The 16,627-nt window shown below is 68.8% G+C and carries 15 protein-coding genes and 3 pseudogenes; 6 read left to right on the top strand and 12 right to left on the bottom strand.

Annotation, left to right across the window (positions count from 1 at the left end; translation table 11 throughout):
* Positions 1–135 precede the first annotated feature (135 nt).
* A complete protein-coding gene (locus OG700_RS01245) occupies positions 136–825 on the bottom strand; it encodes a nitroreductase family protein (RefSeq protein WP_405607515.1) in 690 nt (229 codons plus the stop codon).
* 106 nt (positions 826–931) lie between these two features.
* Here OG700_RS01245 and OG700_RS01240 point away from each other — a divergent pair, with 106 nt between their 5' ends.
* A complete protein-coding gene (locus tag OG700_RS01240; RefSeq protein ID WP_405607512.1) occupies positions 932–1,537 on the top strand; it encodes a TetR/AcrR family transcriptional regulator in 606 nt (201 codons plus the stop codon).
* Positions 1,538–1,858: 321 nt separating this feature from the next.
* Here the strand turns inward: OG700_RS01240 and OG700_RS01235 are convergent, their stop codons facing one another.
* Positions 1,859–2,242 (bottom strand): hypothetical protein, encoded by a 384-nt coding sequence (locus OG700_RS01235; protein ID WP_405607509.1) that lies wholly within the window; start codon positions 2,240–2,242, stop codon positions 1,859–1,861.
* A 201-nt stretch (positions 2,243–2,443) separates the two neighbouring features.
* On the opposite strand from OG700_RS01235, the pseudogene OG700_RS01230 reads away from it, so the two are divergent.
* A pseudogene (locus tag OG700_RS01230) lies at positions 2,444–3,872 on the top strand (NF041680 family putative transposase); the annotation flags it as partial.
* 706 nt (positions 3,873–4,578) lie between these two features.
* On the opposite strand, the gene OG700_RS01225 reads toward OG700_RS01230, so the two are convergent.
* From OG700_RS01225 to OG700_RS01210, 4 genes are all read right to left on the bottom strand, one after another.
* Positions 4,579–4,761, bottom strand: a complete 183-nt coding sequence (locus tag OG700_RS01225) for a hypothetical protein (RefSeq protein WP_405607506.1) — start codon at positions 4,759–4,761, stop codon at positions 4,579–4,581.
* Positions 4,762–4,921: 160 nt separating this feature from the next.
* A complete protein-coding gene (locus OG700_RS01220) occupies positions 4,922–5,830 on the bottom strand; it encodes an AAA family ATPase (RefSeq protein WP_405607503.1) in 909 nt (302 codons plus the stop codon).
* Entirely contained in the window at positions 5,830–6,915 is a 1,086-nt protein-coding gene (locus tag OG700_RS01215; RefSeq protein WP_405607500.1) for an RNA ligase, read from the bottom strand. The genes OG700_RS01220 and OG700_RS01215 overlap by 1 nt, the downstream gene beginning before the upstream one ends.
* A gap of 388 nt (positions 6,916–7,303) precedes the next feature.
* Entirely contained in the window at positions 7,304–7,513 is a 210-nt protein-coding gene (locus tag OG700_RS01210; RefSeq protein ID WP_405607497.1) for a hypothetical protein, read from the bottom strand.
* A gap of 430 nt (positions 7,514–7,943) precedes the next feature.
* Here OG700_RS01210 and OG700_RS01205 point away from each other — a divergent pair, with 430 nt between their 5' ends.
* Positions 7,944–8,213 (top strand): NrtR DNA-binding winged helix domain-containing protein, encoded by a 270-nt coding sequence (locus OG700_RS01205; RefSeq protein WP_405607494.1) that lies wholly within the window; start codon positions 7,944–7,946, stop codon positions 8,211–8,213.
* 47 nt (positions 8,214–8,260) lie between these two features.
* Here the strand turns inward: OG700_RS01205 and OG700_RS01200 are convergent, their stop codons facing one another.
* From OG700_RS01200 to OG700_RS01180, 5 genes and pseudogenes are all read right to left on the bottom strand, one after another.
* Entirely contained in the window at positions 8,261–8,479 is a 219-nt protein-coding gene (locus tag OG700_RS01200) for a hypothetical protein (RefSeq protein WP_405607491.1), read from the bottom strand.
* Between the two features lie 85 nt (positions 8,480–8,564).
* Positions 8,565–9,018 (bottom strand): annotated as a pseudogene (locus OG700_RS01195) (transposase family protein); the annotation flags it as partial.
* Positions 8,996–10,402, bottom strand: a complete 1,407-nt coding sequence (locus tag OG700_RS01190) for a helix-turn-helix domain-containing protein (RefSeq protein WP_405607488.1) — start codon at positions 10,400–10,402, stop codon at positions 8,996–8,998. The pseudogene OG700_RS01195 and the gene OG700_RS01190, both read right to left, overlap by 23 nt.
* Positions 10,403–10,443: 41 nt before the next feature.
* Positions 10,444–11,241: an SAM-dependent methyltransferase gene (locus tag OG700_RS01185; protein ID WP_405607485.1), complete on the bottom strand. Its 798-nt coding sequence runs from the start codon at positions 11,239–11,241 to the stop codon at positions 10,444–10,446.
* A complete protein-coding gene (locus OG700_RS01180) occupies positions 11,238–12,083 on the bottom strand; it encodes a helix-turn-helix domain-containing protein (RefSeq protein WP_405621362.1) in 846 nt (281 codons plus the stop codon). The genes OG700_RS01185 and OG700_RS01180 overlap by 4 nt, the downstream gene beginning before the upstream one ends.
* 737 nt (positions 12,084–12,820) lie before the next feature.
* Here OG700_RS01180 and OG700_RS01175 point away from each other — a divergent pair.
* Positions 12,821–13,594, top strand: coding sequence for an SAM-dependent methyltransferase (locus tag OG700_RS01175; protein ID WP_405607482.1), 774 nt, complete (start codon positions 12,821–12,823; stop codon positions 13,592–13,594).
* Between the two features lie 181 nt (positions 13,595–13,775).
* On the opposite strand, the gene OG700_RS01170 is transcribed toward OG700_RS01175, so the two are convergent.
* The gene (locus OG700_RS01170; RefSeq protein WP_405607479.1) at positions 13,776–14,231 is read right to left on the bottom strand and encodes a GNAT family N-acetyltransferase; all 456 of its coding nucleotides are present in this window, start codon (positions 14,229–14,231) and stop codon (positions 13,776–13,778) included.
* Positions 14,232–14,552: 321 nt separating this feature from the next.
* Here OG700_RS01170 and OG700_RS01165 point away from each other — a divergent pair, with 321 nt between their 5' ends.
* Both OG700_RS01165 and OG700_RS01160 read left to right on the top strand, forming a co-directional pair.
* Complete coding sequence (locus OG700_RS01165) at positions 14,553–15,395, top strand: IclR family transcriptional regulator (protein ID WP_405607476.1); 843 nt, start codon at positions 14,553–14,555, stop codon at positions 15,393–15,395.
* A gap of 412 nt (positions 15,396–15,807) precedes the next feature.
* Positions 15,808–16,608: pseudogene (locus tag OG700_RS01160) on the top strand (transposase); the annotation flags it as partial.
* Positions 16,609–16,627: the final 19 nt, after the last annotated feature.

Genomic DNA, 16,627 nt, shown 5'->3' with positions numbered 1-16,627 from the left:
GGACTTTCGAAACACGCCCTAGGAGTGTCCTGAAGACCTTGAAATCGAGCCCGGCTTGCACCAGTTCATGCAGATTGACATTTACCGGCAATCCGGGGTGAGTCGGGCGGCCGGAGCAAGATCTTCAGCAGTCTCCTAGTCGTGGAAGGCCGTAGTCGACTCGACTGGAGCCCGCTCGGTTCTCACTCGATTCACCGGTGCGGCCTCGTTGGCGTAGCCGAAGGAGATGCCGACGAGCAGTTTTCCTCCGGTGACGCCGAGTTCAGCGCGGACGGTGTCGGCGTAGAAGCTCAACAGCCCCTGCGGGCAGCTGTCCACGCCGTACGCGGTCATCGCCAGGAGCAGTGTCTGCATGTAGGCGCCGCCGTCCGCGGCCAGCCGCGCCTTTCCGTCCCCGTGGACAAAGAGGAACGCCACGTGTGGCGCGCCGTAGAAGCGCAGGCTCTCCAGGTCGTAGGCCGCACGTGCCGCGTGATCGTCGGGGCCGATGCCCAGCGCCCCGTACAGTTCGGCGCCGAACGCCGCCCGACGTGTGTGGTGCACCTGCGTGTACATCCCCTCGGAGTATGGGAAGTCCACCGAGGTGCGCCTCCCGGCGTAGGCCGTCCGCAAGGCATCGCTCAGGCGCTGACGTGCCGCCCCGCTCACCACCTCCAGCTGCCACGGCTGGGCGTTGGAGTTGGACGGCGCGGCGCCGGCCAGGGAGAAGATCCTGCGCATCGTGTCCTCGGGTACGGCTTCCGGACGGAACGCGCGGGTCGCGTGGCGGCCGCGTATCAGCTTCTCCGCGCAGCCGCTCAGCTCAGTGGGGACGAACTCGGTCATGTGACTCCTTGGTGACGGAGAGCCTATGTAAACGAGACCGTTTACATCCAGGCGCCACCCTAGCGTGACCTCCCAGATAAAGTAAACGAGTGCGTATACTTAGTTCATGGATGCGACCGTGAGTGCGACGGCCACGACGGCCCAGCGGCGGGGACGTGGAGGGCGGGAGCGCATTCTGGCCGCCGCCGCCCTGCTGTTCGCGACCCAGGGCATCAACGCGACCGGCATGGAACAGATCGCGAAGGAAGCGCCGGTGTCCAAGCGGACGCTCTACGCGCACTTTCGCACCAAGAACGATCTTGTCATCGCCCACTTGCAGGGCCTCGTGCTGTCGGGGGCCACGCTGGAAGGCGTGCTGACCCGCGAGGACATCCCGCCGCGTGAGCGGATCCGTAAGCTGTTCGACCAGCCGGTGCCGGACGCGGTTCCGGTGCGCGGGTGTCCGTTCATCGATGCCGCAGCGCAGTTCCCCGACCCGCAGAGCACAGTGCACTCCTACGCCCGGGAACAGAAGCTGCGCATGGTGGAACTGATCGTCGCCCTGGTGACGGAGCTGGGCTGCCGCGCCCCCCTCTCACTCGCCCAGCAATTGGCCACCCTCGCGGACGGCGCGGCCAGCCGCGCCATGGTGCTGGACGAAGCGGACTACGGCCGACACGCGTGGGCGGCAGCGGAAGTCCTCCTCGACCGAGCTCTACCGCGAACGAGCTGACGAGGAAGAAGCCGGCGCAGGCTTGCCCACAGGATCTGGGGCGCGCAGGTCGTCAACACACACATCGAGGCCTCGTCAGGGGCGGGTGGCGCCGAGGGTGACGAGCCGGAGCGCTGGCGAAGCCGTCCCGCGCCGTGGGATGGACCGAGCGCTACGACCGGTAGGCGGTGAGGCCGCCTGGCCGAAGACGACTCGGGAGAAATGGGCGAATCGGCAAGGAAGAAGCCGTGGGGAACGTCGGCACCGCCTCAGGGCTGTCGCGTGACTGCGGACGCCGTATGTGCCCGGGGCCCGTTCCTGCCATGAAGCTGAGCTTGTTCTTCAACCTTGAGTGTTGGGCTGGGTGAGCAGTTGCGAGACGCGTTGGGGTGAGACGCCTAGGACGTGGGCGATGTCTCGGCCGGTCATGCCCTGACTCTTGAGTGCTGCGGCGGCCTCTCGAAGTTCCACCGCAGCCTGAAGCTGGGCCTTGTGGGCGTCAACGGTGGCTTGATTCGCAGCCTTGACCCGGCGGTTGAGCTCGTCGCCCAAGTCGACCTGGAGCTGTACGCCCTGGTCGGCGCCAGGTGCATCGGCAGCCTTCAAGAGCGCACGTCCACACTCGGCTGCTTCACCCAGCCGGCGAACGTAGGCAGGGGCGAGGTCGTTCACTTCAAGCATCCAGCCACCGCCGGCTCGACGGGCCACGATCTTGGGCAAGTCCATCTTCGGCACCTCTCTGGGGACGAGATAGGGAGTCTACCCCCTCTAGATAAGTTCATCTAGAGGGGGTAGATGTTCTTTGGCGTCCTTTCCGGGAGGGGAAGTTGACGCCCGCCGGCTGCTGAGAGCTGGTGTGACAGCGGTGCGGCCTTGGTGTGATCTGTGCGTTGTCGAGACGCTGTTGATCATGTCAAGGCCGCGAGGGTGAGTCTGTCGTACGACGCTGTCCGCGCCGAGTCCCTGACCGTGTTGTCCCGGCTCCGGACCGACTTCTACGACTGCCTGACCGCCCGCGCCGATGCGCTGTTCGAGCCGGCCGATGCTGCGTTGTGCACCGACGGGCCGGTGCGGTCGTCGGTCGACCTCGCCCTGGCACCCGAGCACCGCCGGGGCCACGGGGCTCTCCACGCCGGCCTCAACCGCGGGCGGATGGATGTCGTCCAGCTGCGGCGGGCTCTGGCCGGGGCGCCGTTGCCCCGGGCGGCCGGCGGACGGCTGGTCGTGGCGGTGGACGTCTCGCCGTGCCTTCGGCCGGACGCCGGCACCGTGCCGGACCGCTCCTTCTGCCACACCTTCGGCCGCGGCAACGCCAAGCATCAGATGATGCCCGGCCGGCCGTACTCGGTCGTCGTCGCCCTGGAGACCGGCCGCACTTCGTGGTCCGCGCTCCTGGACGCGGTCCGGCTGGACCCCGGCGCCGACCTTGCCGCCACCGCCAACCAGGTCCGCGAGGTGTCCAGCGACTCGTCGCCGCAGGCCAGTGGGTTGCGGGCGATCCGGAGATCCTGATCGTGCTGGACGCCGGCTACGACGCTCCACGCATCGCCCACCCGCTGTCCGACCCGCCGGTCGAGATCCTGGGCCGAACACGGTCGGACCGGGTGATGCGCCGCCCGACGCCACCGCGGGTCTACGACCCCAAGGGCGGCCGGCCGCCCAAGCACGGCGGGGAGTTCGTCTTCGCCGCCCCCGCCACCTGGGGCGAGGAGCAGGCCGCCACGGTCACCGACACCCGCCTCTACGGCAAGGCCACCGCGCGGGCATGGGACCGACCGCATCCGAGACTGATCCGCCGGGCCGCCCGGCTCGACCATGACGGGCCGCTGCCCATCATCGAGGGCACGGTCATCCGACTCGCCGTCGAGCACCTTCCGTCCGGCGGGGTCAACAAGCCGGTCTGGCTGTGGTGGTCACGCACCGGCGCCACACCGGCCGACGTTAACCGCTGCCGGCAGGCGTTCCTCCGGAGATCCGATATCGAGCACACCTTCCGCATGCTCAAGCAGACCCTCGGCTGGACGCGACCCCGGCTCCGTGACTCGGCCGCCGCCGACCGCTGGACCTGGCTGATCGTCGCCGCCCACACCTAACTCCGTCTCGCCCGACCGCTCGCCACCGATCTACGGCGGCCGTGGAAAAGCCCGACCCGCCGCACAAGCTCACCCCATCCCGCGTCCGGCGCGGGTTCAGGAACCTCCGCACAACAACCGGCTCGCCGGCCGGTGCACCGAAACCCACCACTCCGGGCCCGGGACACCCGCCGGGCTCGAAGAACCGACGACCTCCAACCCGTCACGACGTGGGACGAGTCCTCACCGGCGGCGAGGCATACCAGCGACCGGCTCACCACACGACCGGTACCAAACCCGACGGACCATGCCAGCTCCAAGCAGACGGCAGACCGTCCCTGCACTACGACCGTGTGATCAAGCAGGATGGGCTCCATGGACGCGAACGACCTCGTGCGCTGGAACGGTGGGCTCTCCGCACTCATCAAAGGTGCCCGGAGCTTCGAACCGACGTCGACTGTCCGCTCCACCACCACACATCAACGGAACACGGCGTGCGTCCCTCATCGCGCGTACGCACACCGCCGTCTTGCCCGCTGGCACCGGTGGTTGGGACCGTAGTGCCATGGTCGATACACACTCGCGAGGGTATGTGCTCGCGGCTCGCAGAATGTTCTGGTCCGGAATATGGCTGTTCGGTCTCGGTATGGCCGTCGCCTGGATTGCGGACGGGAGGTTGATTACGTGGGAGTGCGAATCGACGGTGTGCCGGCGCACGACCAGCGCCACGTGGGAAACGATCCAGATCGGGGCCCTCACGACTCTCGTGCTCGGGATCGCGCTCACGGTGGCCGGTTTCCTGATGGTCAAGCTCCGTCGGCCACGTACCGGGTCCTTGTCGTCCTCGTGATTCTGCGACCGCGGCGGTGGACCGAGGCCGGTCAGAGGGGGACGAGCCGCGCGGTGGTGACGGTAAGGGCGGCCGGCGCGCCGGCGAAGTGCACGACGGTCGCGTTCGCGGCCGGGAGGGTTGCCGCGCGGTAGCCCCGTTCACGTGGGCGGGGCGCGGTGGATCCGTGGCCGCAGGTGTTCGCCGCCCCCGCGTCGTCGTACCGCGATCGTCCCGGTGTTGCCACAGTGCCCGAACTCCCCGCACACTTCCGCCCTGCCGGCCACCAACGCCTGTTCGGCGTCCCTGTCGGTACCGGAGGTGATGAAGTCGTAGGCGCCCATGCGGGAGCTCCGTTCGGGCAGTGCCGTCTGCCGCTGGCGAGCGGGCGGCCCGGGGTTGGACGGGCGGCGGAAGCGAGTCGGTATGCGGTTACGGGACCCGTCCCGCCCCGGCAGAACGGGGGGCAAACGCCTCTGGGCACTGTGAGACGGCGTGGTGGCGTCAGAAGTCGCCGTCGGCGACCTGAAGTACGGTCAGCCCGATGGCCCGCCACGCCTGTACGACCTGAGCGCGGTCGTCGAGTACGCAGGTGACGTTGTAGGTGTCGCGTACGTGGGCGTCGAAGAGTTCGACCTTCACGATCGAGTCCTTGCGGAAGTCGCCAGTGGGCCGCATGAAGGGCCCGTCGTACGGGACACCGACGTGCTCGTTCAGCCATGCCCCGGTGGCGGTCCGGCAACTGTCGGTGCGGCCAGAGAGGAACACGATGCGCTGGCCTGCCGCGTGCAAGGCTCGCACGACGCTGATCACCGGAGCGTTGGGGAGGTCCTGGAGCACCCGCGTTTCGTCGAAGGGGCTGCGGCCGTTCATCAGGGCGACGGTCCCGTCGATGTCGACCAGGACGGCCTTGGGGCTGTCAGGCTTCGGCTCGTACTGCAGCCCCACCGGAGCGGCGGCGCGGCTCTCCTCCGGCAGGGGAAGCGGCGACGACTTCCCCGCCAGGAAGCGCTGGTGCAGGCCGCGGATGGTGTCCTCGCCGACGGACGCCTCACGGGCAGCGTCGCGCTCCAGGCACGTCTCCAGCGGTACGTGGGTGAAGTCGTGTATGCCGAGCTCGGCACCGGCACGGTCTGCGAGGCGGGCCAGGTCGCGGGCGACGCGCTGCGGCAGGTTGGTGTCGTCGCAGACCACGTCGTAACCCTGGCGCAGCAGTTTGAGGATCGTCGCGTCCCGGACTGCCATGACGCGCTTCTCGGTGACGCCCTTGATGTGCTCGCCGGAATCGAGCATGGTGCGCAGATCGTCCCGGTTGACGCGTGCCCGGCCCGCGCGGTTCTCGGCGGTCCAGCTGCGCGCCCAGGCGGTCTTGCCGCTGGCGGGCAGGCCGCGGGTGAAGTGCAGCGTGGGCATCAGGAGTTGTCCTCGGTGGTGTTGAAGGGCCGGATGTCGGCCTCGGGCCGCAGGGTGTGGAAGATCCGGTCCGACGGGTCGCGGCCGTCCAGGAGCATGAACAGCCAGGCAGGCATCGGCGAGCGGCTGGCGTGCAGGGCGTAGTCCTTGCGCGTCCATCCCTCCGGCAGGCCGTCGAGGATGCGCTGGTGCTCGTCGAGAGCCTCGGCGAGGATCGCGTCGCGCTGCCGCGTCAGGTCCGCGGCGACGTGCTTGACCCAGTCGTGGAACTCGTCGGGCAGGCTGTCGCAGATCTCGACCATGGTGTCGCCCGCGCCGAGCCGTTCCCAGACGGCGCGGGCGTTGAGCCCTGTGATGATCCGGTGCAGTGCCACGTAGTCGTCTTGCTTGATCTTGATCATGGTGTTGTCGTGGCCGGGGAAGCGCAGCACGAAGCCCTCGGCGCCGGGGCGCGGTGACGCGGCCAGGGCGTCGGTGAGCGTGTTGAAGGCGAAGGTGTCGACGCGGGGGCCGTCCCACGGCAGCTCGTCGGCGGGCAGTGGGGTGCCGGTGGCGATGTCAACGCCGCCGAGGAGGACAAGGTCGTCCAGGGTGCCGTAGTCGCAGACGATCCGGTTCTCGGGGAAGATGATCTCGAAGAGGTAGGTGACGCCGGGCTTGATCGACGTGGTGTCGGCGTAGCGCTCCTGCCAGATCTTCGTTGCGTGCAGCGCCTGGTCGGAGGCGAACGAGCCCCGGGTCGCGATGGCGTGGCCGGCGTCGGGCAGCGGGTAGAGGATGCCGAGCGAGCCGTCGAGCTTGTCGGTCACCACGACCGTGTCGTCCAGGTCGAAGGTGCCCTCGGGGTGCTCGGAGTAGTTGAAGAACTTCGCGTACGGCCGGGCGAGGATCCGTCCCTGGCGGTCGGTGATCAACCCGCGGCACTGCCTGGTGACTTCGTTCCACTCCCGCTCGAACACGGCCTTCTCCGCGTAGTTGAGGATACGAAGCGGCAGGGTGGGGTGGGTCTGCTCGCGGACGTAGCCGGCGTCGAGGCTTCGCGCGAGAAGAGCGGGGTCGAGCAGGCCATCTATGTGGGAGTGCATTGCCTCTCCTGGGCTGGGGCGGAATAGCCCATCATGTACGTGCGGCGGCGCTCGGCGCGTGCGGTTTTCTCAGGGCGGGGCGCCGCTGTCTGTGCGGCACGACGGCCGGAATGCCCCGTGCCGGACAGGTGTCGCAGGCAGCGCAGCGACTGCTCGGGCGACTCGTAGTAGTCGTGGAAGACGATCTGGTCCTGATGGCAGATGATCAGGTTTTAGGTGGCGAGCGGGGCGGGGTCGAGCTCGTCGGAGTCGCCCTGTGCGCCGAACGCGGTCGTTGTGTGTCCTACTTCGGGCTGCGTCATTCAGGGGCGAGAAGTACGGACCGCAGGGGGGTGTTCTCGCGAGCGGGACACCCGCCCCTGCGGCATGGGGTGTTGGCGGCGGTTGGTCAGACGGCCGCGGTGACCGCGGAGCGGTCGTCGGCGCTGCCGGGAGCGGCGCTGTCGTTGTTGTCGTCCAGAAGATCCGGATCGATGCCGAGGGCGCGAGCGGCGTTCTTCTTGTCGCGCTCGGTCAGAGCCGTCACGATCTGCTCGTAACCGCTCTGGATCGGAGGGTTCTTCACGGTGCCGTAGCCGAGTACGTACTGGCTCCTCATAGCGCGGGTGAAGGCGACGTAGAGCATCCGCTTGGGGAGCGTGGCGAAGACCCGGAAGCGGCCGGTTGTTGGCCGCGAGCCGGGTGCGCTGACGGTCTCCGGTGACGGCAGAGTGGGCTACGTCTGCGAACGGGGCGCGGGCTCGGTCGCCGTACTTGATCCGCGACCGGGCTGTCGGAGGGTCGCCCTGAGTGGGTGCGGGTGGCGTCGAGGGCTGAACTGGGTGCGCACGCGCAGCCGCGCGGCCTGGTCGAGCGCGGCGGTCGTCTGCTGGTCGCGTGCCGGCTGATGGATGTGCTGCCGGTCGTCGAGGTGGCGTCGGGCGCAGTGGTGGATTCGGTGGGTCTGCCGGTCAAAGGCGGCGGGCCCGCGTCGGTGCTGGCGGTGGGCGACGGGTTCGCGCTGGTGACGTGGAGCGGGCGCTGTCGCGGTGGTGGACCTGCTGGAGTGGAGCGTCACCGCCGTCGCCACTGCCTTCTGCGGGGAATACCTCACCCTGAGCGAGTTGGGCACGGTCTACGAGGTGATCTGGGGCCAGCATTTGGACCCGAGCAACTTCCGCCGCAAGGTGCTCAACACGACGGGCTTCGTCAAGCCCACCGGCGACCGACGCTTCCCTCCCACCGGCCGCCCTCTACTGCCGGGGAGACGCCTGGCTGCTCAACCCGCCGCTGCTGCGCGGTACCGGCACACCGGATGACCGGCGCGCGGTGCCGAGCGGTGCGCGAGGTCGGCCTCGCGACGCTGTCATCGGTAAGGCATCTCCGGAGGGTGGGGTTGCTCGTGGATGAAGCCGCTGGAGAGGCTACCGAAGCCCTCGTTCCTGGTGGATATGTGTTCCGCCATGCAATCGCGCCGACCGTGGGTGAGGCTGGCGTTGCCCACGATCTGCAGCTGACGCACGTTCTGATGGGACTTCAGGCGGTCGTTCGCGCAGGTGACGGTGCGTCGGGCGAGGTCCGTCACAGCCCCTTCTTTAACGTCTCTTGGCGAAAGCGCTCGGCTATGGCTGGGTTGTCGCCGCTGGGCCTCGGTGGGGTGGGCAGGGCCGGCGGCCTCGGAACGGGACGGGGACGGGGTTGCCGACTCCTTGGTACGCCCTATCCGCCCAGCACCGCGGCTTGGCTACGGCGGTTCATGCCGTGACGCTTGTGTTTCCCGCAGTGGTACGAGGTGACGGCAGAGGCCCGGTCGATTGGCAGGAGGATGCCGTCCAGGATCACGAACGCCTTGGTCCGGATGGTCTTCATCGCCTCGGTCAGGGTCGGGGCGAGGGCGGCCAAGACGTCGATTGCCTCGCGTATGTGGCGACAGACCGTCGCAATGCCCATGCGGAACCCGGCGGCGAGCAGGGCATAGGTATCGCCGCATCGTAGGTGAGCCAAGGCGAGCAAGGCCTGTCGGCCTGCGGGCAGACACCGCCGGCGCGTTCCGGTCGCCCGCCGCCGGGCATGCGGCCGTCGCCGACAGGTTGGAATCAGCTCAGCGAGGCCGTTGCCCGCGATACGTTCTGCCTCCTCGCCGTGGCAGCAGAGCCGGGCCGTCGCCGGGAGTCGCGATCGTCTCGGCGGCCAGGTGGAGTTCCGCCCGCACCGTCGCGGACGACAGATCGAGGGACAGTGCCCTGCCGCACTTGCTCAGCCAGTCGGTGAGGGTGCTCCGGCTCAGACTCAGCTCAGAGGCGGCGGGAGCCGTGCGGCCACGGTGTTGGAGCCAGCACCGAAGGGCGATACGCAACGGTTGGTCCAGTGGTTCGAGAAGGGCCGAGGCCCAGCGACGGGCGTGCTCGGCGTTGAGCAGATCGGTAGGCAGCGGGGGATCGGGAACAAGGCGTGTGGACGAGCTGATCTGTGGGGGAGCGGCCGGGGCCCGCATCGCCAGCAGGAGCTGTGCCTGCACGGTGGGGTTGTCCAGTTCGGCTGCGAGCACAGTACCGATCCCGCGCAGCCGTGTGCGCACGGTTCCTTCGGACACGTCGAGCACCGATGCGGCGGCCTGAGCGGATCCCGACCGCAGGTATGCCTCCAGCGTCCGGTGCTGCTCGCGGTCGAGGGGCTTGAGGACCGCTGCTGACCAGGAGGTGAGCCGATGGGTCGCAATGACGTGGAGCAGCCCGCGCGAACCCAGTACGGTCGCGGACGTCAGGAAGCCGGCACTTGCGCCGTGCCGCGCGTTCCCGGCCTCGGCCCATGCGGTGGCGACCATGTCCAGCGGCAGAGGGTCCGAAAACCCCCCGGCCAACCAATGCTGGGCGGCGATGCGCGTGAGGAGCGGGCGTACCGAGTAGTGGTCGTTGCCCATGCCGTGGAGCGCGACGACCACCAGCTCATTCCCCTCCACACACACCAGCAAGCGGGGGTCACTGAGGGACACGCTGGGCCGCGCCGCTCGCCAGTGGGCCTGGTACGCGGTATGTACCGACTGCCCGACCAGCCGGAACACCGTGGCATGCGTGACGGCGGCGCCGCCCAGCACATCGGTGGCCAGATGAGGCTGCCCGCTCAGCAGGAGACGCAGAACGGCGGTGTGCAGCCGCTGCTCAGCGTGGTGTGTCTCCTCCGCCCGGCGAACCCGGGCCCGCATTCTGAGCAGATCAACGGCGGTTCGCGCGACCAGGTCGCCGCGGGATGCGGGGGACACCGCGCCGGGGCCGACGACGAGGACGGCACCGGCCATCTTGCGGATCGTCAGTCGCGGGTGGAGCTGGGGGTGCGCGGCGGCGCGCACCCCCTGAGGGCCGGCGGTGTGGGGCGTGCTGCAGACGACGCCACCCGTGAGGTCCACCAGGACCGCCCAGCCCTCGGCCAGGGCCGCGGCCTCGGCGATCAGCTGGGCGTCCGAGTGGGCCGCTGCACGGGTGAGCCGTCGCACCACCTGATACCGCGTCACCTCTACGGGAGAGGAAGACGCGGACCCCCCACTGCCCGTCATCATGAGATCCGAGCCACCCCGCCCCAGCCCGCACGGTCGGTGAGACGGCCGGTGTTCGCGTCGGGGCGCCAGCGCGGCCAACTCGTAAACCCGGGTTCGATCAGTTCGGTGCCCTCGAAGAGCTCGATGGCCACCGACGGCTCCCGGAAGATGTAGGGAATCGCCCCGGAGCTGTTGTATTCGTCCTGCACCGCTTGGTGTTCCCCGTCCGCGGCGGTGGAGTGGCTCAGCGACAGGTAGCTGCCCGGCGGAAGCTGGTCGATCAGCCGGCGCACGAGACCCCGGGCCTCGTCCCACTCAACGATATGGCCCAGCACATCGCTGATGACCAGAGCGATCGGTTTGGTCATGTCCAGCGTCTTGGCCGCACCCGCTAAGACGGTGTCCGTGTCACGCATGTCCGCCTGCACGTAGGCCGTAGCGCCTTCGGGGGTGCTGGTGAGCAGCGCATGGACGTGCAGCAGCACGATCGGGTCGTGATCGATGTAGACCACCCGGCAGTCGGGCGAGATCCGCTGTGCGACTTCATGGGTGTTGTTGCTCGTCGGCAGCCCGGCACCCAGGTCGATGAACTGCCGGATCCCGCCTTCCCCGGCCAGGAACGTGGTGGTACGCCGCAGGAAGTCCCGAGACTCCCCGGCGAACGGGACGATATGGGGGTACTTGCTGCTGTAGGCGTCACCGGCGGCCTGGTCGGCGGGATAGTGGTCCTTCCCACCCAGCCAGTAGTTCCAGACGCGCGCACTGTGAGCGACGGACGTATCGATCTGCGGGGACGGATGGGTCGGTTCGGTCATTCCAATGCCTCTTTCGATTTGGCAGGGTGGGATGCGATGACACAGGCGTGGTCCAGCAACACGTGATACGCCGTCACCACGTGCCGTGTGTCGGAGACTTCGGCGGTTCCGGGCAGACCTCCTTCACGGACCACGTGATCAGGGATCTCCGGCACGTCGACCCGGTACAGGGTTACGGTCGGCATGCCGGTCATGACGTGGAAAGGCCCTTCCAGAGGGTGGATCTGCAAAGTCACATCGGGGCGCTCGACGGCTGCCCGCAGCGCCTGCCGCTGCTCGGCCATCACCCCCTCGCCGCCTACCCGAGTACGCAACGCCGCGGCTGACATGACTGCCCAGACGCGCGTGTTCTGGTCACACAACCGCTTCTGGCGTTCCATGAGCAACTCAGTCCGCCGGTCCTTGTCCGCAGGGGACAGCTCAGGTCTGCGGACGTCATCGACGGCGCGAGCGTAGGACGGTGTACGCAGCAGCGCAGGGACGAGTGCCGGCTCCCACACGCGGATGATCCGGGTCGCGGACTCCACACTCATCAGGTCCAGTTGCCATGCCTCCAGGACAGACCGCCACGGATGCCACCACCCCGGGAGATTGGCCTTCGCGAGCTGCCCGAGGAACCCCTCGATCTCGACAACTCCCGCGCCGTACACCGTCAGCAGGGTGTGGACCTGGCCCTCATCCAGGGATGTCTCGGCCAGTTCGATGCGGCGGACGGTTGCCGCGTGGGCTCCGAGCGCGTCGGCGGCTTCTTCTCGGGATATCCCCGCGGCTTCGCGCAGGGTTCTGAGCCGGGTGGCGAGAACGCGGTGCGCGACGGTCCTGCCAGACCTTTCGCGAGCCACGGACTCCCCTTCCGGCACTTTCTTCAACTTGCGGGCAGTGCAAACTTTGTACCTTGCAATCTTCGCGCGCAACCCCTTGAGTATGTCCAACCCGCCGCATTGACGGTGCAGTTGGGGGTGGTGAGATGCCGTGAGCCGGTGCGAGCCGGTGCTCCGCTCGCGTACGCGTCGAACAGACCGGGAGGGCGAATGAACGGGCGTGATCCGCGACAGCCGTCCCGGGGGAGGGCGCGCCGTCAGCAGGGAGAACGCCGGCGGTCCTGGCTGCCATCCTTGGCGCACCTCTGTGCGACCGCTGACCCTCAACAACCGTCCACCGGAGGACCGTTGACACCGGCCGCCCGCAGACGAGCACTACGCCGCACGGAGCGCGACGGCCGCCCCTTTCGGCGAAGGAACGGCCACCACTGAACCAACTCACGGCACCACCAGAACACGAATCCGACCTCAGCCCTGGTGGAGCTCCGGCAGCGTGTGACAGCACGCACCGTGTCCAGGACAGACGTGCCCAAGCCAGGGGAGGGAACAACAACCCTCCTCGGCCGCCGGCCCCTGACACAGGAGCTCCCCCGTACACAAGAGGATGCCCGCGTGCCCACAGCTGTCCCGCTCCGAAGGTTCAAGCCGACGTCCCCGTCGGGCTCGGCCGAAGGGCCGTCCATGTTCGCCGACTCCGTGCTCGCCGACCCCGTCCCCCCGGCCGGTACTGACGTGACCCCTTCTCCGGAGACAACACCGTGCCCGACATCGACACTTGCGTCCCGCACTCCGCGCGCATCTGGAACTACTGGTTGGGCGGCAAGGACAACTACGAGGTCGACCAAGAGGCCGGCGACGCCTACCGCGAGATCGCCCCTCAAGTCGTGGCGATGGCCCAGGAGTCCCGCAAGTACCTGATCCGCGCGGTGACGGCCCTCGCCGGTGAGCTGGGGGTTCGCCAGTTCCTCGACATCGGCATCGGTCTGCCGGCCAACGACAACACCCACCAGGTCGCCCAGAGGATCGACCCCGAGGCCAAGGTCGTCTACGTCGACAACGACCCGGTCGTCCTGGCACACGCGCGGGCACTGCTCCACGCGACGCCCGAGGGCATCACGGAATCCATTGAGGCCGACCTGCACGACCCGGAGAAGATCCTCGACGAGGCCCGCGGGATCCTCGAATTCAATCAGCCCGTCGCCCTGATGCTCATGGGCATCCTCGGTCACATACCGGACGACCAGGAGGCGCAAGCGATCGTCCGTCATCTCCATGCCGCACTGCCCTCCGGCAGCTACTTCGTGCACTACGACGGCAGCGACACCGACCCGGAACTCGCCAAGGCCCAGCAGGGCTACAACGACACCGGCGCCGTCCCCTACGTCCTGCGCAGCCCCGAACAGATCGCCGCCTTCTACGACGGCCTCAACATTCTGGAGCCCGGCATCGTCTCCTGCCCGCTGTGGCGTCCAGCCGCCGGAACGGCCCCGGAACGAACCGACATCTACGGGGGCGTCGCCCGAGTGCCCTGACAGGCGCGCCGCTCCCGGTCCGGCCCACACCCGCAACCCCCGTCCGGCTCCCGTGCGGCGTGTGGGCACTGCGGCAGAGGGCCGGGAGACCCGCGTACGGCCCGCTCCACCGGCCGCCGCACACAGGAAGGCCGGCGGGCGAATGCGCCCCCGAGAGGCAGGCCCTGAGCCGAACGCAGCCTCAGGCCCGGTTCTCCTGGGCCGGCCGGGTGAGCCTGAGCATGACCTCGTCGTACTCCTCGTCGACGCGGCGGCTCTCCTCCACGAAGCCCATTCGGGCGTAGAAGCTACGGGCCCGTGCGTTCTTCTCGTACACGTCGAGCGACAACGAGCCGTGCAGCGCCGCAGCGTGCTCGACCATGCGGCGGCCCACTCCCGTGCCCTGGGCCTCCGGAGCCACGAAGAGTCCGCCGATCTCGGCGTCCAGGAGGCCCAGGAGGGCCACCACGCGACCGTCCGACTCGGCGACCCAGTTCTCGGCGTGGGGGAGATAGATCTCGCGCATCTTGCGTGCGCGCTCACCCTGACCCTCACCGGGGATGAAGGGATGGGCGATGAGGCTGGCCCTGGACCACAGGTCCATCGAGGCGCCCTCGTCCGTGGCGGTGTACCGGCGGATCTTGGCAGGTTCGGGCATGCGTGCGACCGTAGTGCGCCGCGGGGGAACCCGCAGCTGAGTATTCGGCTTCCCGCGGTGCGGGCGCACCGGCACCGCCACGGGCAGGCGGGGCGGTCTCGGCCTCATGTGCGGGTACTCCAGGTTCGACCGCCTCGCTGCCGCCTCGCCGCCTCGCCGCCGCCACGGCGGTCGGCGGGCGTCGGCCGTGGATGACGGGGTGTGGCCACTGTGTGATAATCGCGAGCGATCATTCATGCAACGCGCGGACAGGGTCCGGGGCCGTCCTGTGGGAGCGCCCTCACACCGAACCCTGCTTCCCCCAGGGAGAGGACCGGCCCGATGGTGGACGAACAGGGTCCGGAGCCCACACAGACTTCCTCACCGACCGGTGCGTCGGCGGCGGGCACGGCCGGAAAGCGGACCCCGCCCGCGAGCACGGTGCAGATCGTGGACCACGCACTGCTGGTGCTCAAGACGATCGCCGAGGCCGACAGGCCGCGCGGGCTGCGTGAGTTGAGCCGGGACCTGGAGATCAGCAAGAGTTCCACCCAGCGGATCCTCGCCTCCCTGGAGCGCGTCGGGCTCGCCGTCGTGGACGAGAACTCCCGCAAGTACGTGATCGGGCCGGCCGCGCTCACCCTCGCCTGGCGACACGCCGCCAACAGCGACCTGGTGAGCGCCGCCTCCGAGGCCACGGCCCGCATCGCCGCCACGACAGGCGAGACCGCGTGCGTCTCCGCCGTGGTGGACGGCCGCCGGGTGACGGTGTACGAGGTGGAGAGTTCCCAGCCACTTCGTCTGATCACGGGGGTCGGCCGGCCGTACTCGCTCTTCTCCGGCGCGACGGGCCGGGTGCTGCTGTCGATGCTGCCCGAAGCTCACCTGGAGCACCTTGTAGGGGAGCATGTCTCCACGACCGACGAGACCGGCGCGACGGACGCGACCGAGATTGTCGACCGGGTCGCCGCCGCCCGCGACCGGGGATACGCCTTCAGCCGCGGCGAGTGGATCATGGGGGGGTGCGGGGTGGCCGTACCCATCGCGACACAGGGCACCGTCACCGCCGCGCTGAGCATCTACGGACCCGAGGCGCGGCTCGCGGACCAGCGCATGGCCGAACTGGTCCCGACCCTCCAGTCGGCCGCGGCCCAGATCGCCATCCGCTGGCGCCAACCCGCCTGATTCGAAATCCCTTGATCCGCTTCCGCGGCGGCCGGGCCGGCAGCTCCCTCTGTTGAGAGGGGCGTGCGGCAGCCGAGTTGGTCCAGCCGGCTCACCAGGTGCCGGACGCGCGTGGCCCGGCCGACCCGTTCGACGCGTGCCGGCCGCGGAGTTCGCTGCAGCCGGCGTCGTCGGCGAACAGGTGTCGGACGGGGCCGGCTGAGAGGCGGCCCTGAGCCAGGAACCACCGTGCCTGGCCTCTCCGCCGCCGGTGTCCGCCAGGCTGAGCTTGTCGTTTATCGTCCCGATGTCGAACGACTCTCGAACTTGAGCCGTGTTTTCGCAGTTCGGCGGACGTGCGGGCGGCCTTCGCCCGATCCTGTGCTCCGACCAAGGAGCGCACGTGACCGTAACGAAGGTCGTGGAGTCGAGTCTGCTGGGCAGGCTGCGGTCGGACCGGGTGATGCGCCGGCCCACACCGCCGAGGGTCTACGACCCGAAGGGCGGGCGGCCGCCGAAGCACGGCGGTGAGTTCGTCTTCGGCCAGCCGGGCACCTGGGGCGAGCCCGACGTCCCGACGGTGCGGTATGGCAGCGCGGTGGCCACCGCCTTCGGCCGGCTAGACCCGAGACTGACCCGCCGAGCGGCCTGAACTCACCCACGGCGCCGAGCTGCCGATCATCGAGGGCACCGTGATCCGGCTCAGGGTAGACCGTCTGCCCAATGGCGCGGACCCGAAGCCGGTCTGGCTGTGGTGGTCAGGTATCGGCGCGAGCGAGAGCGATGCCGACCGGCTCTGGCACGCGTTCCTGAGGAGGTTCGATCTTGAGGACACCTTCAGAATGATCAAGCAGACCCTCGGTGGACCCGCCCGAAACTCCGCGATCCCGATCCCGATCCCGATCCCGAGGCCGCGGACCGTTGGACGTGGCTGGTGATCGCTGCCCATACTCAACTCCGCCTCGTCCGGAGCCTGGTCGCTGATCTCCGCCGTTCTTGGGAGCGGCCGGTTCTGCCGCACAAACTCACCCCGGCCCGGGTGCGACGAGGGTTCAGAAACCTCCGCCCTCACCTGCACAGTCCGGCCCGTGCACCCAAACCCTCAACGCCCGGCCCAGGGCGCCCACTTGGATCGAAGAACCGGCGAGCCGCCACCCGTTAAGACATGGGCAAATCGACCAGACCCCCTGAAAGCATCGCTGAGCGTAATCAACTCAAAGCTCACAAACGATAAAAACAAGCTGATGGTCGCC

This window comes from Streptomyces sp. NBC_01508, assembly GCF_045040315.1.
Lineage (GTDB): Bacteria > Actinomycetota > Actinomycetes > Streptomycetales > Streptomycetaceae > Streptomyces.
Note: the sequence above shows the minus strand (reverse complement) of the source record. Positions and strands in the feature narration are given on the sequence as shown.

Excerpts from the sequence above, each read along its gene's own strand:
- OG700_RS01220 (WP_405607503.1), bottom strand. The coding sequence starts at position 5,830 with ATGCCCACGCTGCACTTCACCCGCGGCCTGCCCGCCAGCGGCAAGACC.
- OG700_RS01240 (WP_405607512.1), top strand. The coding sequence starts at position 932 with ATGGATGCGACCGTGAGTGCGACGGCCACGACGGCCCAGCGGCGGGGA.
- OG700_RS01235 (WP_405607509.1), bottom strand. The coding sequence starts at position 2,242 with ATGGACTTGCCCAAGATCGTGGCCCGTCGAGCCGGCGGTGGCTGGATG.
- OG700_RS01185 (WP_405607485.1), bottom strand. The coding sequence starts at position 11,241 with ATGACCGAACCGACCCATCCGTCCCCGCAGATCGATACGTCCGTCGCT.
- OG700_RS01165 (WP_405607476.1), top strand. The coding sequence starts at position 14,553 with ATGGTGGACGAACAGGGTCCGGAGCCCACACAGACTTCCTCACCGACC.
- OG700_RS01170 (WP_405607479.1), bottom strand. The coding sequence starts at position 14,231 with ATGCCCGAACCTGCCAAGATCCGCCGGTACACCGCCACGGACGAGGGC.
- OG700_RS01210 (WP_405607497.1), bottom strand. The coding sequence starts at position 7,513 with ATGAGGAGCCAGTACGTACTCGGCTACGGCACCGTGAAGAACCCTCCG.
- OG700_RS01215 (WP_405607500.1), bottom strand. The coding sequence starts at position 6,915 with ATGCACTCCCACATAGATGGCCTGCTCGACCCCGCTCTTCTCGCGCGA.
- OG700_RS01245 (WP_405607515.1), bottom strand. The coding sequence starts at position 825 with ATGACCGAGTTCGTCCCCACTGAGCTGAGCGGCTGCGCGGAGAAGCTG.
- OG700_RS01225 (WP_405607506.1), bottom strand. The coding sequence starts at position 4,761 with ATGGGCGCCTACGACTTCATCACCTCCGGTACCGACAGGGACGCCGAA.